The 14,190-nt window shown below is 73.0% G+C and carries 13 protein-coding genes and 2 pseudogenes; 10 read left to right on the top strand and 5 right to left on the bottom strand.

Annotation, left to right across the window (positions count from 1 at the left end; translation table 11 throughout):
• Positions 1 to 82: 82 nt before the first annotated feature.
• The 6 genes from AC4IHM_RS13780 (at position 83) to AC4IHM_RS13755 (ending at position 4,235) form a co-directional block, all read left to right on the top strand.
• A complete protein-coding gene (locus AC4IHM_RS13780; protein ID WP_490867333.1) occupies positions 83 to 757 on the top strand; it encodes a UbiX family flavin prenyltransferase in 675 nt (224 codons plus the stop codon).
• A 68-nt stretch (positions 758 to 825) separates the two neighbouring features.
• Positions 826 to 1,281 (top strand): Lrp/AsnC family transcriptional regulator, encoded by a 456-nt coding sequence (locus tag AC4IHM_RS13775; RefSeq protein WP_490867332.1) that lies wholly within the window; start codon positions 826 to 828, stop codon positions 1,279 to 1,281.
• A 73-nt stretch (positions 1,282 to 1,354) separates the two neighbouring features.
• Positions 1,355 to 2,518, top strand: a complete 1,164-nt coding sequence (gene mqnE / locus AC4IHM_RS13770) for an aminofutalosine synthase MqnE (RefSeq protein WP_087789939.1) — start codon at positions 1,355 to 1,357, stop codon at positions 2,516 to 2,518.
• 122 nt (positions 2,519 to 2,640) lie between these two features.
• Positions 2,641 to 3,288, top strand: coding sequence for a UdgX family uracil-DNA binding protein (locus tag AC4IHM_RS13765; RefSeq protein WP_490867331.1), 648 nt, complete (start codon positions 2,641 to 2,643; stop codon positions 3,286 to 3,288).
• Positions 3,289 to 3,304: 16 nt separating this feature from the next.
• Entirely contained in the window at positions 3,305 to 3,829 is a 525-nt protein-coding gene (locus AC4IHM_RS13760; protein ID WP_490867330.1) for a GNAT family N-acetyltransferase, read from the top strand.
• A 106-nt stretch (positions 3,830 to 3,935) separates the two neighbouring features.
• Positions 3,936 to 4,235 carry a DUF4229 domain-containing protein gene (locus tag AC4IHM_RS13755; RefSeq protein WP_490867329.1) on the top strand — a complete coding sequence of 100 codons (300 nt, stop codon included), beginning with the start codon at positions 3,936 to 3,938 and terminating at the stop codon, positions 4,233 to 4,235.
• A gap of 104 nt (positions 4,236 to 4,339) precedes the next feature.
• Here the strand turns inward: AC4IHM_RS13755 and AC4IHM_RS13750 are convergent, their stop codons facing one another.
• Complete coding sequence (locus AC4IHM_RS13750; protein WP_490867328.1) at positions 4,340 to 5,338, bottom strand: LysR family transcriptional regulator; 999 nt, start codon at positions 5,336 to 5,338, stop codon at positions 4,340 to 4,342.
• 77 nt (positions 5,339 to 5,415) lie between these two features.
• On the opposite strand from AC4IHM_RS13750, the gene AC4IHM_RS13745 reads away from it, so the two are divergent.
• Positions 5,416 to 6,153, top strand: a complete 738-nt coding sequence (locus AC4IHM_RS13745) for a TetR/AcrR family transcriptional regulator (protein ID WP_490867327.1) — start codon at positions 5,416 to 5,418, stop codon at positions 6,151 to 6,153.
• Here the strand turns inward: AC4IHM_RS13745 and AC4IHM_RS13740 are convergent.
• Positions 6,138 to 7,070: a MaoC family dehydratase gene (locus tag AC4IHM_RS13740; RefSeq protein WP_490867326.1), complete on the bottom strand. Its 933-nt coding sequence runs from the start codon at positions 7,068 to 7,070 to the stop codon at positions 6,138 to 6,140. The genes AC4IHM_RS13745 and AC4IHM_RS13740 overlap by 16 nt on opposite strands.
• Positions 7,070 to 8,390, bottom strand: a pseudogene (locus AC4IHM_RS13735) (3-oxoacyl-ACP reductase). Before AC4IHM_RS13735 ends, AC4IHM_RS13740 begins: the two are co-directional and overlap by 1 nt.
• A 138-nt stretch (positions 8,391 to 8,528) precedes the next feature.
• Between AC4IHM_RS13735 and AC4IHM_RS13730 the strand changes: the two are divergent.
• Positions 8,529 to 9,825, top strand: a pseudogene (locus AC4IHM_RS13730) (acetyl-CoA C-acetyltransferase).
• 222 nt (positions 9,826 to 10,047) lie between these two features.
• Positions 10,048 to 11,976: an AMP-dependent synthetase/ligase gene (locus AC4IHM_RS13725; RefSeq protein WP_490867325.1), complete on the top strand. Its 1,929-nt coding sequence runs from the start codon at positions 10,048 to 10,050 to the stop codon at positions 11,974 to 11,976.
• A 22-nt stretch (positions 11,977 to 11,998) separates the two neighbouring features.
• Here AC4IHM_RS13725 and AC4IHM_RS13720 read toward each other — a convergent pair whose 3' ends face one another.
• Positions 11,999 to 12,667 (bottom strand): class I SAM-dependent DNA methyltransferase, encoded by a 669-nt coding sequence (locus AC4IHM_RS13720; protein ID WP_490867324.1) that lies wholly within the window; start codon positions 12,665 to 12,667, stop codon positions 11,999 to 12,001.
• Positions 12,668 to 12,775: 108 nt separating this feature from the next.
• Positions 12,776 to 12,979, bottom strand: a complete 204-nt coding sequence (locus tag AC4IHM_RS13715) for a cold-shock protein (RefSeq protein WP_030813734.1) — start codon at positions 12,977 to 12,979, stop codon at positions 12,776 to 12,778.
• A 291-nt stretch (positions 12,980 to 13,270) separates the two neighbouring features.
• Here AC4IHM_RS13715 and AC4IHM_RS13710 point away from each other — a divergent pair, with 291 nt between their 5' ends.
• Positions 13,271 to 14,119 carry a menaquinone biosynthetic enzyme MqnA/MqnD family protein gene (locus AC4IHM_RS13710; protein ID WP_490867323.1) on the top strand — a complete coding sequence of 283 codons (849 nt, stop codon included), beginning with the start codon at positions 13,271 to 13,273 and terminating at the stop codon, positions 14,117 to 14,119.
• Positions 14,120 to 14,190 lie beyond the last annotated feature (71 nt).

The following is a 14,190-nucleotide window of genomic DNA, read 5'->3' as shown; positions in this document are numbered from 1 at the left end:
GCTCGGCCCCGCTCCCCGCACACGCGGGTGCCGCTGTCCGGCCGCCCGACGCCCACTGGGGGCGGCCGGATAGGCTCAAGATGTGAACCCAGGAGAAACGCAGCGCGCGCCTTGGATCGTGGGGGTTTCCGGAGCATCCGGCACTCCATACGCCGCCGCCGTGCTGCGGGCGCTGCTCGCCGCCGGAGAGAGCGTCGACCTGGTGGTCAGCCGGGCCTCGCGGCTCACCCTGCTCGACGAGACCGGCGTCTCCTTCCGGGACGCCCACTGGCGTACCGACCTGCGCGCCTGGCTGTCCCGGGGCGCCGACGGCAAGCCCGGCACCTTCGACGTCGACCTGGAGGGCGTACGGCACTGGAGCGCGGGCGACCTCGCGGCGGGGCCGTCCTCGGGGTCGTACCCGGCCAAGGGCATGCTGATCGTGCCCGCGTCCACGGCCTGCGTGGCCGGTGTCGCGCTCGGGCTGTCGAAGGACCTGTTGCAGCGGTCGGCGAGCGTGACCCTGAAGGAGCGCCGCAGACTGGTCGTGGCCGTACGGGAGACCCCGCTGGACGGCCGGACACTGCGGCACCTGGTGACCCTGGACGACGCGGGCGCGACCGTGGTGCCCGCCTCGCCGGCCTTCTACGCGGGGGCGACGCACATCCAGGACCTGGTGGACTTCGTCGCCGGACGCGTGCTCGACGCGGTGGGCGTCGAGCACGGTCTCTACCGCCGCTGGCGCGGCGACCTCGGCGGGGCGCGCCCCACCACCTGAGCACCACCCCTCCCCACACGTTTGTTACCCCACATCTTCAGAACTCTTCAGTGGAAGGCTTCGATCGCATGGACGCGGTGGACAGGCAGCTCATCCAGGCCCTGAGAGAGAACGGCCGGGCCTCCTACGCGGAGCTGGGGCGCCTCGTCGGACTCTCGGGACCCAGTGTCACCGACCGCATCAACCGGCTGGAGGCGGCCGGCGTCATCACCGGTTACCGGGCCACCGTGGACGCCGCCTCGCTCGGCCTCGGCGTCACCGCCCTGATCGGCGTCTCGCTCTCCGACGCCGCCGACCACGAGGACGTGGCACAGCGGCTGAAGGAGCTGCGGGAGATCGAGGACTGCTGGTTCATCGCCGGCGACGACTCCTTCATGCTCAAGGTGCGCGCGACCGACGTGGACGGCCTGGAGAGCATCATCCGCCGGCTCTCCGGCACCAAGGGCGTCTCCCGCACCCGTACCACCATCGTGCTCTCCACCAAGTGGGAGAACCGGGTGGGCGAGCTGCCGGAAGAGGCGTAGCCGCCGGGGCGTACGGTTTACGGAGTCTGACGGGTCGGCCGGAGAACCGGGGAAACCGAGAAAGAGGTATCGCATGGACGCCGGGCTCAAGCGGGAGCTGGAGCAGAAGGTCCGCTCCGGGGAGCGGCTGACCCGCGAGGACGGCATCGCGCTGTACGAGTCGGACGATCTGGCCTGGCTGGGCGGGCTGGCACACGAGGTGCGGACGCGGAAGAACGGCGACGTCGTCCACTTCAACGTCAACCGCCACCTCAACATGACCAATGTGTGCACCGCCTCCTGCGCGTACTGCTCCTTCCAGCGCAAGCCGGGGGAGAAGGACGCGTACACGATGCGCATCGAGGAGGCGGTGAAGCTCGCCAAGGCGATGGAGGGCGAGAACCTCACCGAGCTGCACATCGTCAACGGCCTGCACCCGAACCTGCCGTGGCGCTACTACCCGCGCTCGCTGCGGGAGCTGAAGGCCGCGCTGCCGGACGTGTCCCTGAAGGCGTTCACCGCCACCGAGATCCACCACTTCGAGACCATCTCCGGGATGTCCGCCTCCGACATCCTCGACGAGCTGATCGACGCCGGCCTGGAGTCGCTGACCGGCGGCGGCGCCGAGATCTTCGACTGGGAGGTGCGGCAGCACATCGTCGACCACCGCACCCACTGGGAGGACTGGTCCCGCATCCACCGCCTGGCGCACGAGAAGGGGCTCAAGACCCCGTGCACCATGCTCTACGGCCACATCGAGGAGCCCCGCCACCGCGTGGACCACGTGCTGCGCCTGCGTGAACTCCAGGACGAGACGGGCGGCTTCCAGGTCTTCATCCCGCTGCGCTACCAGCACGACTTCGTGGACATGAAGGACGGCAAGGTCCGCAACCGGCTCCAGGCGCGGACCCAGATGGCGACCGGCGCGGAGGCGCTGAAGACCTTCGCGGTGTCGCGGCTGCTGTTCGACAACGTCCCGCACGTCAAGGTCTTCTGGGTCATGCACGGCGTGCAGACCGCGCAGCTCGCGCTTCAGCACGGCGCGGACGACATGGACGGGTCGGTCGTCGAGTACAAGATCACGCACGACGCGGACGATTTCGGCACGCCGAACAAGCTCACGCGTGAGGATCTGCTCGACCTCATCCGCGACGCCGGGTTCCGGCCGGTCGAGCGGAACACGCGGTACGAGATCCTTCGGGAGTACGAGGGCCCCGACCCGGCGCGCCGGGAGTCGCCGCAGCCGATGCGGGTGTGATTTTTTCGGTTGTTCGCCGGGTGCGGGTGGTCTGTGGCCGGTCGCGCAGTTCCCCGCGCCCCTTTCGGGGGCGTCCGGTGCACGTCTGCGCGAACGGCCCCCACGGTGGGTACCCGGCCCGCATGTCCACTCCCGCACCCGAGGACGCCTACACCGCCGAACCCTTCGTACCCCGGCGCGGCGGCCTCCCCGCCCTGCGCGAAGCCGCCGCCGGCTGCCGCGGCTGCCCCCTGCACAGGAACGCCACCCAGACGGTCTTCGGGGCCGGCCCGGCGACCGCCCGCGTCATGCTCGTCGGTGAGCAGCCCGGCGACCAGGAGGACCGGCAGGGCGAGCCCTTCGTCGGACCGGCCGGCCGGCTGCTGGACCGCGCGCTCGCGGATTCCGGCATCGAGGCCGGCGAGGCCTATGTGACCAACGCCGTCAAGCACTTCAAGTTCACCCGGGCCGAGCCCCGCAAGCGCCGTATCCACAAGGCGCCCACCCTGCGCGAGACGGCCGCCTGCGGCCCCTGGCTGGCCGCCGAGCTGGACCGCGTACGGCCCGAACTGATCGTCGTACTCGGCGCCACGGCCGGAAAGGCCCTGCTCGGATCGTCGTTCCGGGTCACTGGGGTGCGCGGCACGATCCTTGAGGAGCGGATCCACGGGCACCCCGAACGGCTCGTACCGACCGTGCATCCGTCCGCCGTGCTGCGTGCCGAGGACCGGGAGGAGGCGTACCGGGGACTGGTCGCGGACCTGAAAGTGGCCGCACGGGTCCTCGCGTAAGGATTACGATGGCACCGTGTCCCTTACCTTCACTTTCGAACCGCCCGTCACCCCCGCACTGCGTGACGGCGTCCTCGACCTGTGGACCGACGTCTCCAACGCGGGCGGCTCCGTGGGCTTCGTACCGCCCGTGACGAGGGAGGACGTGCGTCCCGAGCTGGTCAAGCACATGGTCGCCATGGCCGAGGGCCGCACCCGCCTGCTGGTCGGCCACGACGAGGAGGGGCGGGTGGCCGCCACCGCGTTCCTCACCCTCAACACGCACCGGCTGATGATCCACTGGCTGTGGCTCAACACGGTGATGGTCCACCCGCGCCACCAGGGCCGGGGCCGCGGCCGGGAGCTGATGGCCGCCGCCGCGGACGCGGCCCGCACCTGCGAGGGCGTCGAGGCGATCCGGCTGACCTGCCGGGGCGGCCTCGGCCTCGAACGGTTCTACGAGTCCTGCGGCTACAAGGAGGTCGGCCGGGTGCCCGGCGCGATCCGGGTGGCGCCGGGTGACGACCGGGACGACATCTTCATGCTGCTGCCGCTGGCCTGAGCCCGCCCCGCGCGGCCGGGGCCCGACCCCCGCCGCCGGGACCGGCGTCCGGGCATGTTTCACTGGACGGTGCCTCTTTGTGCCAGAAACGGAAGAGTGGATTGAGATGCTCCGCTACACGCTGATGCGCCTCGGGATCTTCGTGGCCTGCCTCGTGGCCGTCTGGGGGCTCGTCTACGCCGGCGTCTTCCCGCGCGGTCTCGGCGACTCCAACGGCATGTGGATCCTTCTGCTCTCCCTGGTGATCTCGGCCCCCATCAGCTATGTCGCGCTGCGCAAGGAGCGGGACCGGGCCTCGATGCAGGTCGTGCGGCGCGTGGACCGCATGAAGTCCAACCTGGAGGCCAACCGCGGCCAGGAGGATGTCGCCGACGACGCGGCACGGGCGCGGGGCCAGACCTCGTAACGTCCGTCACGCCTGCACGCACCCCGGTTTCCGAATTCCCCGGAAACCGGGGTCCTTTGCGTTTTACGGGCAGTAGTCCCCTCCTGCCTATCAAAGTCTGGGTGCTAAGGCCTTTGCCTCCCCGCGTTCTTCTCGTCGGCCCCCCTCGACGTGGACGAACCGCGGGCGGTTCCCGCCGCCGTCGCCCAGGACGGGAGCCAGACCGTCCCGGTCGGCCCCGGCAGGTTCCCGAGGTGGGCGATGATCCCCCGGAGCCCCGGATGCGGATTCGTACGGGGGAGGAGCAGCGAGAGCGGGTAGGCGAGGGTCGGGTTCACGACCGGGATGCGGCGCAGGTCGTGGGTCGCGGGCCAGAGGTACCGGTCGCGCGCCCCGACCAGGGTGGCCACGTCCGCGGAGTCCGCGAGGGTGTCCAGGAGCACTTCGTCCCCGAAGTGCGGGCCCGTCGAGTCGACGCGCAGCCCGAAGCCGGCGGCGAGCTGTTCGTAGAACTCCGCCCACTCGCTGCGGGGCGCGATGCCGGGCACCCAGATCCGGTGCCCGCGCAGCCGCGCCGGTGTCACGCTCCGCGCGGCGGCGAGCGGATGCCCGGGGCCGACGAGGAGTTCCAGCGGCGAGTCGAACGCGTGGATCATGCGCACGCCGGGCGGCAGCGCGGCCGGGTCGGTGACGGTGCGGAACGAGGCGTCGACATCGCCCGCCTCGACCGCGGCGACGGCCACGCGTGGATCCGCGACCCGGAGGGTCACCACGTCGAGGTCGGTCCCGGGACGCGACCGCCAGTAGTCGTGCAGGACGACGGCCTGCGCGCTCCGCAGGCCGAGAACGTCGATCCGCAGGGCCCGGGAGCCCGGCCTGACCGCGGTGACGGCGCGGTCGAGACCGGCGACCACGCCTCGCGCGTGGGGCAGGAAGGCCTGACCGTCGAGCGTCAGCTCGACCCCGCGGGCGGTCCGTGTGAACAGCCGGACCTCCAACTCGCGCTCCAGGGCGGCGATCCGCTTGGAGACCGCCTGCTGGGTCACGCCCAGCTCATCGGCCGCGTGCCGCAACTGTCCGAGTTCGGCCGCCCGGACGAACGATCGCAACGCCTCGGTGTCCACGGGCTCATCCTAGGCCCGTACAACTGATCGTTGTGGCTCGGCCTGCGTACGGTCGTACGGACCGTACGCTGATCCGCATGGGTGCTGGGAAGACCAAGCGGATGCCGCGAGCGGTCCGTGAGCAGCAGATGCTGGACGCCGCCGTGCGCATCTTCGGGCAACGCGGGTACATGGCGGCCTCGATGGACGAGATCGCCGAACTGGCGGGTGTCTCCAAGCCGCTGGTGTACCTCTACCTGAACTCCAAGGACGACCTGTTCACCGCCTGCATCCGCCGCGAGGCACGGGCCCTCACCGAGGCGGTCCGGGCGGGGGTGCGCCCGGGACTGTCCGCCGACGGGCAACTCTGGTCGGGGCTGCGGGCGTTCTTCACGCACACCGCGCGCAACCCGGACGCCTGGCGGGTGCTGCACCTCCAGGCCCGCATCCACGGCGAGCGGTTCGCGGTCGAGGTGGCGGCGATGCGCGCGGAGATCGTCGCGTTCGTGACGCAGCTGATCGTCGCGGCGGCGCGGGACGCGCACCAGGACCCGCACCTGCCCGAGGGCGAGGTCGCCGGGCTGGCCGAGGCGCTGGTCGGCGCGGCGGAGTCGCTCGCCGACTGGGCGGGCACCACCGAGGGCGTCACCGCGAAACAGGCGGCGGCGACCCTGATGAACTTCGCCTGGGCGGGCCTGGGCAATCTGATGACGGGCCGCCCGTGGTCCCCACCGCAGGACTCCGAGCCGCCGGAGCCCGAGCCGGACGCACGGGAGCCCGTGCCGGGCCCGGGGCCACGGGTGGCGCGGGCCGCCCCTGTTCAGGCCGCCGGGTAGGGCCCGACCCCGCCCGACAGGTGCGGCCGGCGCCCCTCGTCGCCGCGCAGCTCGAAGCGGCCGTCCGCGGCCCCGTACGTCACCTTCCCCGGCAGCGGCACCGGCGCCCGGAACTCCGCCCGCACCACGGCCGCCTCCGGTGTCCCGTGCTCGGCGAGGCACCGGGCCACGGTCCACATGCCGTGCGCGATGGCCCGCGGGAAGCCGAACAGGCGGGCGGTGAGCGGATGCAGATGGATCGGGTTGCGGTCCCCCGACACGGCACCGTACCGCCGCCCGAGGTCCGCGGCGAGCCGCCATTCGGCGCGGGCGGGGAGGGGCGCGGCGCCCTCGGACGGCGGGCCGGACGACACCGGGCCGCCGCCGTCCGGGCCGCTGCCGTCCGGGCCGCCGTCCGGGCCGAGGGCGGGGGCGGTGGCGGCGGCCGGTGTGCGGTGGCGGGCCAGGTAGGTGCTGCGGGAGTCCCACACGAGGCCGCTCCCGGCCCGTACCTCCGTCACCACCGTGGCCTCGGTGCCGCGCCGGTGCGGGGCCAGGCCCTCGACGTACGCGGTGAGTTCGTACCCGGCGGTCGCCGGCATGGCCGCCCGCCGGGTGATGTCTACCGACGTGTGGACGAGCCCGAGCAGGGGCAGCGGGAAGTCCCGGCCGCTCATCAGGCGCATGGCCATCGGGAAGCCCAGCACGTGCGGATACGTCACCGGGAGCGCGTCGGCCCCGGTGGCGAACCCGCACACCCGCTCGTACGCCGCCAGCCGCGCGAGGTCCACCCGCAGGCCGGGCAGCACCAGCCGGGTGCGCGGGAAGCCGGCGTTGGGGCGGGGCCGCTTCAGGGGCGACAGCAGCGCGCCGCGCGCGAGGAGCGGCGGCAGCGTGGGGACGCCGGTCAGGGCGGTCGTCGTGGACGCGGTGCTCATCACGCCCCCAGCAGGCTCTGGCCGCAGACCCGTACGACCTGGCCGTTGACCGCGCCCGAGGCCGGATGCGCGAGCCAGGCGCTCGTCTCGGCCACGTCGACCGGCAGGCCGCCCTGGGCGAGGGAGTTCATGCGGCGGCCGGCCTCGCGGATGAACAGCGGCACCGCCGCGGTCATCCTGGTCTCGATGAACCCCGGCGCGACCGCGTTCACCGTCACCCCGTGTTCGGCGAGCGCGCGCGGCGCGAGGGAACGGACCAGGCCGACGACGCCCGCCTTGCTCGCGCCGTAGTTGGTCTGCCCCGCGTTGCCCGCGAGCCCGGAGATCGAGGCGGTTGCCACGATCCGGCCGCCCCGGTTCACCGCACCCGCGGCCAGCAGCGCGTCCGTGCTGCGCAGGACGCTCGCGAGGTTGACGTTCGAGCACCGAACTCCAGTGGTCGGCGGGCATGTTGACCAGGCGCCGGTCACGGGTGACGCCCGCGTTGTGGATCAGTACGTCGAGTCCGCCGGGCAGCGCGGCGGCGATGCGCCCGCCCGCGTCGGCGGCCGTGATGTCGAGCGTGAGCGCGCTGCCGCCGATGCGCTCGGCGACCCCGCGCGCGTCCTGCTCCGCCCGCGGCACGTCGAGGACGACGACCTCGGCGCCCTGCCCGGCCAGCGTCTCGGCGACCGCCGCGCCGATGCCCCGCGCGGCGCCGGTGACCAGCGCGGTGCGCCCGGCGAGGGGGCGGTCCCAGTCGTCGGGGACGCGGACCCCGGCCCCGCTCCCGCTCCCGCCCCCGACCTCGATCACCTGGCCGCTGACGTACGCGGAGGCGGGCGAGAGGAGGAAGCGCAGGGTGGACTCGGCGGCGGGGGCGTCGGTGAGGCGTACGAGGTTGACCGTCCTGCCGCGCCCGATCTCCTTGCCGAGCGAGCGCGTGAAGCCCTCCAACGCCTGCTGGGCGGCGGCCTGATGGTGGTCGGCGGGGTCGGGCGGCGCGCCGAGCACCACCACCCGGCCGCTCACCGCGACGGACCGTACGACGGGGTGCAGCGCGGCGTGCACCCCGGCGAGGGCGTCGACGTCGCGGACCCCGGTGGCGTCGAGGACGACCGCTGCGGGGCGGCCCTCGTCGTCCGGGCCGAGGCCGGTGCGGGCGAGGACGGGTGCCAGGTCCAGGTCGGTGGGGCCGGCCGTCAGACTCAGCAGCCCTCCGGTGAGGCGCGGGTGCCGCGCCGAGCGGCGGACCAGCCCGACCGGCTGCGGCAGGCCGAGCCGGCGGGTCAGGAAGCGGCCGGGCGCGGTGCCGGTGAAGCGCAGATAGCGGTCGGCCATGGGTGACTCTCCCAGCTCCGTATGAGACTCCGGACGATGCCCACACTTGTTTACTCTGGAGTAAGGTTACCGGAGGTAAGCCTATGTCACGGGCGAGGAGCAGGTCGAGGTGAGGTCCCCATGAGACCCATGAGCCCCATGAGCCCCACGACACCCGCGAGGCCGTCGCAGGTGCGGCGCGTCGCGGTCCTGGACGGCGCACGCATCCCCTTCGCCCGCTCCGACGGGCCGTACGCCTCCGCCTCCAACCAGGAGTGCTCACCGCCGCCCTCGACGCCCTGACCGAGCGCCACGGCCTCCAGGACCCGGGCGCGGTCGGCGAGTTCGTCGCCGGCGCGGTCCTCAAGCACAGCCGCGACTTCAACCTCGCCCGCGAGACGGTCCTCGGCTCGGCACTGGACCCGCGCACCCCCGCCCACGACATCCAGCAGGCCTGCGGCACCGGGCTCCAGGCCGTGATCGCCGCCGCCAACAAGATCGCCCTCGGCCAGACCGAGTCGGCGATCGCGGGCGGCGCCGACACGGCGAGCGACGCCCCGCTCGGCGTCAACGACCGCCCGCGCCGCATCCTGCCGGCGGCCCGCCGGGCGAAGTCCCCCGGCGGCCGGGCGAAGGCGCCGGCCAAGGTCCGCCCGAGTCACCCGGTCCCCGACATCCCGCGCAACGCCGAGCCCCGCACCGGCCTGTCGATGGGCGAGCACGCCGCGGTCACCGCCCGCGCCCGGGGCATCACCCGCGAGGAACAGGACGCGTTGGCGGCGACCAGCCACCGGCGGCTCGCGGCGGCCTGTGAACGCGGCCTCCTCCGGGATCTCGTGGTCCCCTTCCGGGGCCTGGCCCGCGACCAGAACCTGCGCCCGGGATCGACGGCGGAGCAACTGGCCGCCCTGAAACCGGTGTTCGGCCTGTCCGGTGCCGACCCCACGATGACGGCGGGCAATTCGACGCCGCTGACGGACGACGGCGCGGCGACGGTGCTCCTTGCGAGCGGGGAGTGGGCCGAGGGGCGGGGGCTGGAGCCGCCGGCGTATCTGACGGCGTACGAGACGGCGGCGGTCGACTTCGCCGGCGGTGACGTGGCCGACGGCGAGGACGGGCTGCTGATGGCCCCGGCGTACGCGGTCCCGCGCATGCTCGGGCGGGCCGGGCCCGGCATCGAGGACTTCGACCTCGTCGAGATCCACGAGGCCTTCGCCTCCCAGGTGCCGGCCACGCCGGCGGCCTGGGAGAAGCGCGGCCTCGCCCCGGTGGACCGCGCCCGCCTCAACGCGGCGGGCTCCTCCCTCGCCACCGGCCACCCCTTCGCGGCGACCGGCGCCCGGATCGTGGCGACCCTGGCCAAGCTGCTCGCCGAGCGCGGGGGCCGGGGCGCGGACCGATCTCCGTGTGCGCGGCCGGCGGTCAGGGCGTCACGGCCGTACTGGAACGAACGTGACCCGCGCCCGAGCAGCCGCCGACACTGCACACCCCCGGCGCGGGACCATCCCCGAACACGCACCAACTCCCCACGCGGGCGCCGTACGATCCCGGGACCGACCGCCGGTGACCCAGGTCCGCGGAACCCGGCGCTGAACGCCTCGGCGCCCGAGGCACGTACGTCATGCGGCAAGCAGTGACAGCAGCGACCTCGCCGCCGCACGGTCCCAGGAGCCGCCCCGTGTCCACCCCCCTTCCCTCCTTCGCGGCGTCCGCCGCCTACGCGGACTCGCCCGGCCCCACCCTGGTGGCGCCCGAGACACGGCGGCTGGACGGGGCCGTACGGGAGGCGTACGTACCGCCGCTCGCCCCGCCGGTGCGGCGCGGCTCCCTGGCCGACCTGCCCTTCGACAACGCGGCGGCGGCCGGGGACCGGGTGGTCCTCAGCCGCAGATCGCCGGACGGGGACTGGTCCGACGTGACGGCGGCCGCCTTCGCCGGACAGGTGCTCGCGGTGGCCAAGGGCCTGATCTCCGAGGGCCTGACGCCGGGCGACCGCGTCGCGATCATGGCGCGGACGACGTACGAGTGGACGCTGCTCGACTTCGCCGCCTGGGCGGCCGGCCTGGTCACCGTCCCCGTCTACCCGACCTCCTCCCTCTTCCAGACCCGCTGGATCCTCCAGGACTCCGGCGCGGTCGCCCTGGTCACCGAGACCGCCGCGCAGGCCGCGGCCCTTGGCCCCGAGCTGGACCGCATCCCCGACCTCAAGCACCTGTGGGTCATGGAGAAGGGCCATGTGGACCGGCTGGCGGAGCTGGGCATGCGGACCGCGGACGCGGAGGTGGAGGTGCGCCGGGGCATGCTCGGCCCGAGCACCCTCGCCACCGTGATCTACACCTCGGGCACCACCGGCCGCCCGAAGGGCTGCGTGCTCACCCACGGCAACTTCTTCGCCGAGGTCGACAACGCGATCGAGCTGCTCTACCCCGTCTTCAAGGCGGAGACGGGCGTGGAGCCCTCCATCCTGCTCTTCCTGCCCATGTCCCACGTCTTCGGCCGCATGGTCGCCGTGGCCTGCGTCCGCGCCCGGGTCCGCCTCGGCCACGCGCCGAGCCTGAAACCGGCGGACCTGCTGCCCGACCTCGCCGCCTTTAGGCCGACCTGCCTGCTGACCATCCCGTACATGCTGGAGAAGGTCTTCAACACCGCCCGCGCCAAGGCCGAGTCGGGCGGCCGGGCCTCGTCCTTCGACCGCGCCGCCTCGGTCGCGGTGCGCTACGGCGAGGCCCTGGAGGCCCGCCAGACGGGCACGGGCGGCGGCCCCGGCCGCGGCCTGCGGACCGCCCGCTCCTTCTACGACCCCCTCGTCTACCGCAAGATCCGGCGCGCCATGGGCGGCCGGGTCAAGTACGCCATCTGCGGCGGCTCCCCGCTCGGCCGCCGCCTGGCCGCCTTCTACGCAGGCGCCGGAATCGAGATCTTCGAGGGCTACGGCCTCACCGAGACGACGGCCGCCGCCACGGTGACGCCCCCGCTGAAGCCGCGCCTCGGCACGGTCGGCTGGCCCCTGCCCGGCACCCGCATCCGGACAGCCGCCGACGGCGAGATCCTCATCGCCGGCGGCCAGCTCCTGCACGGCTACTGGGATCCGCAGGCGGGCGGCATCGTCCCCGCCACCTCCGACGGCTGGTTCCCCACCGGCGACATCGGCAGCCTGGACGACGAGGGGTATCTGACGATCACCGGCCGCAAGAAGGAGCTGCTGATCACCGCGGGCGGCAAGAGCGTGGCCCCGGCCCCGCTGGAGAACTGGCTGCGCTCCCACCCCCTGATCTCCCAGTGCATCGTCGTGGGCGACCGCCGCCCCTATGTCTCGGCCCTGTTCACCCTCGACGCCGACGGCGTGGACCACTGGCGCCGCATGAACGGCAAGCACCCGGTGCCGCCGGAGCTGCTGGCCGAGGACGCCGAGATCCTGGCCGTGCTCCAGCGGGCCGTCGACGAGGCCAACAAGCTGGTCTCCCGCCCGGAGTCCATCCGCCGCTTCGCCGTCCTGCCCCGGGACTTCACGGAGCGGGAGGGCCATCTGACCCCCTCCATGAAGCTGCGCCGCGCGGCGATCATGCGGGACTTCGCGGGAGCGGTGGAGGCGCTGTACGAGACATAGCCCGGGGTACGGGTACGGGCGCTCAGCGGCGGGCGACGAGGCAGGCCTGCGGGACCTTCGAGGAGGTGTCCGCCTCCTGCGCCCGCACCGTCCGGGACAGCACCGTGAACCCGGCCGCCGCCAGCAGCTCCGCCATCGGCTCGGGCCGCCGCCGCTCGAAGTCCAGGGCGACCCGGTGGCCGAAGGGCCCATCGAGGCGCAGCGGCTCGTCGCCGACCTGGAAGGCGAGGAGCAGATGCCCGCCCGGGGCCAGCACGCGGTGGAACTCCGCGAAGAGGTCCGGCAGCCGCCCCCACGGCGTGTGGATCGACGAGTACCAGGAGACGGCCCCCGCGAGGGCGCCGTCGGGCAGGTCCAGCTCCAGCATGGAGCCCGCCTCGAACCGGAGGCCGGGATTCTCGCGGCGTGCGATCGCGAGCATGGCGGCGGAGAGGTCGACGCCGAAGACCCGCAGCCCCAGGGAGGCGAGATGCGCGGTGACCCGGCCGGGCCCGCAGCCCAGGTCGGCCACCTGCCCGTGCGGCCCCACCAGCTCGGCGAAGGCGCCCATCAGGGCCCGGTCCAGCGCGGTGCCCGCGCCGAGGGAGCCGAAGCGGTCGGCGTAGTCCTCGGCGATGGTGTCGTAGAAGGTCCGGGTGGCGTCCAGGAAGCCGGTGTCGTGTGCGGTGTCGTGTCCAGTGGCGTCGGTCATGGCGGGGACCCTAGCGGCGGGCACCGACAGCCGGTCTCCGCCGGGGAGCAAAAGGGCAGGAGCCCCGTCGCCGAAGATGGCGCGGGGCTCCTTGGGTACTGCTGTCAATCAGACAGGAGTGACATTCTCCGCCTGCGGGCCCTTCGGGCCCTGCGTGACGTCGAAGTTCACCTGCTGGTTCTCCTCAAGGGACCGGAAGCCGGTCGCGTTGATCGCGGAGTAGTGGACGAAGACGTCGGGGCCGCCGCCTTCCTGGGCGATGAAACCAAAGCCCTTTTCGGCGTTGAACCACTTCACGGTTCCGGTAGCCATAAGCCCTCCTTGGGCCCAAAGGGTTGCCCTGCTCCAGAACCAGCAAGTGTGAAGACTGGAATGCTGCACAACTGCATATGTCTGAGAACGACGAGAGCCCGCGGTCACATGCTCCGCAGGCTCTGTACTGCAAGGGAAACCAAACTGCAACTTGCTGTGAGCCTAGCACGCAGGCCCCCGGGCGCAACAGAGGTCAAGATCACTTCACCCGGACGTTTGAACGTCTGCGCCGTTCGGCCGACGGCGGGGGTCGGCGCCGGGCGGATACCGGGGGAGGGCTAGCCTCGCGATGTGGACAATTCTCGCAACCGGCCGCGCGTCGGCCACATCCAGTTCCTGAACTGCCTGCCCCTGTACTGGGGGCTCGCGAGAACAGGCACGCTTCTCGACTTCGAGCTGACGAAGGACACCCCGGAGAGGCTCAGCGAGCAACTGGTGCGCGGCGATCTCGACATCGGTCCCGTCACCCTGGTCGAATTCCTCAAGAACGCCGACGACCTGGTCGCCTTCCCCGACATCGCCGTCGGCTGCGACGGCCCGGTGATGTCCTGCGTGATCGTCTCGCAGGTCCCGCTGGACCGGCTGGACGGCGCCCGGGTCGCCCTCGGGTCGACCTCGCGCACCTCCGTGCGGCTGGCCCAGCTGCTGCTCGCCGACCGCTTCGGCGTCCAGCCGGACTACTACACCTGCCCGCCGGACCTGAGCCTGATGATGCAGGAGGCCGACGCGGCCGTCCTCATCGGCGACGCGGCCCTGCGCGCCAACCTGATCGACGGCCCGCGCTACGGCCTCGACGTGCACGACCTGGGCACGCTGTGGAAGGAGTGGACCGGCCTGCCGTTCGTCTTCGCGGTCTGGGCGGCCCGGCGCGACTACGCGGAGCGCGAGCCGGTCATCACCCGCAAGGTGCACGAGGCCTTCCTCGCCTCCCGCAACCTCTCCCTTGAAGAGGTGGAGAAGGTCGCCGAGCAGGCGGCCCGCTGGGAGGCCTTCGACGAGCAGACCCTCGCCCGCTACTTCACCACCCTCGACTTCCGCTTCGGCGCCCCGCAACTGAAGGCGGTCGCCGAGTTCGCCCGCCGCGTCGGCCCCACCACCGGATTCCCGGCGGACGTGCGGGTCGAGCTGCTCCGGCCCTGATCCGCGCCGCGGGCCTTTCGCGGGCGGCCCACTACCCTGCTGGCAGGTACCGGCGTACGGGGGAGGGGTGG

Source organism: Streptomyces sp. SL06 (assembly GCF_058244745.1).
Note: the sequence above shows the minus strand (reverse complement) of the source record. Positions and strands in the feature narration are given on the sequence as shown.

Bases quoted from the DNA above. Each gene is read 5' to 3' on its own strand.
- AC4IHM_RS13775 (WP_490867332.1), top strand. From the start codon at position 826: ATGGACGCGGTGGACAGGCAGCTCATCCAGGCCCTGAGAGAGAACGGC.
- mqnE (WP_087789939.1), top strand. From the start codon at position 1,355: ATGGACGCCGGGCTCAAGCGGGAGCTGGAGCAGAAGGTCCGCTCCGGG.
- AC4IHM_RS13765 (WP_490867331.1), top strand. From the start codon at position 2,641: ATGTCCACTCCCGCACCCGAGGACGCCTACACCGCCGAACCCTTCGTA.
- AC4IHM_RS13755 (WP_490867329.1), top strand. From the start codon at position 3,936: ATGCTCCGCTACACGCTGATGCGCCTCGGGATCTTCGTGGCCTGCCTC.
- AC4IHM_RS13745 (WP_490867327.1), top strand. From the start codon at position 5,416: ATGGGTGCTGGGAAGACCAAGCGGATGCCGCGAGCGGTCCGTGAGCAG.
- AC4IHM_RS13740 (WP_490867326.1), bottom strand. From the start codon at position 7,070: ATGAGCACCGCGTCCACGACGACCGCCCTGACCGGCGTCCCCACGCTG.
- AC4IHM_RS13720 (WP_490867324.1), bottom strand. From the start codon at position 12,667: ATGACCGACGCCACTGGACACGACACCGCACACGACACCGGCTTCCTG.
- AC4IHM_RS13715 (WP_030813734.1), bottom strand. From the start codon at position 12,979: ATGGCTACCGGAACCGTGAAGTGGTTCAACGCCGAAAAGGGCTTTGGT.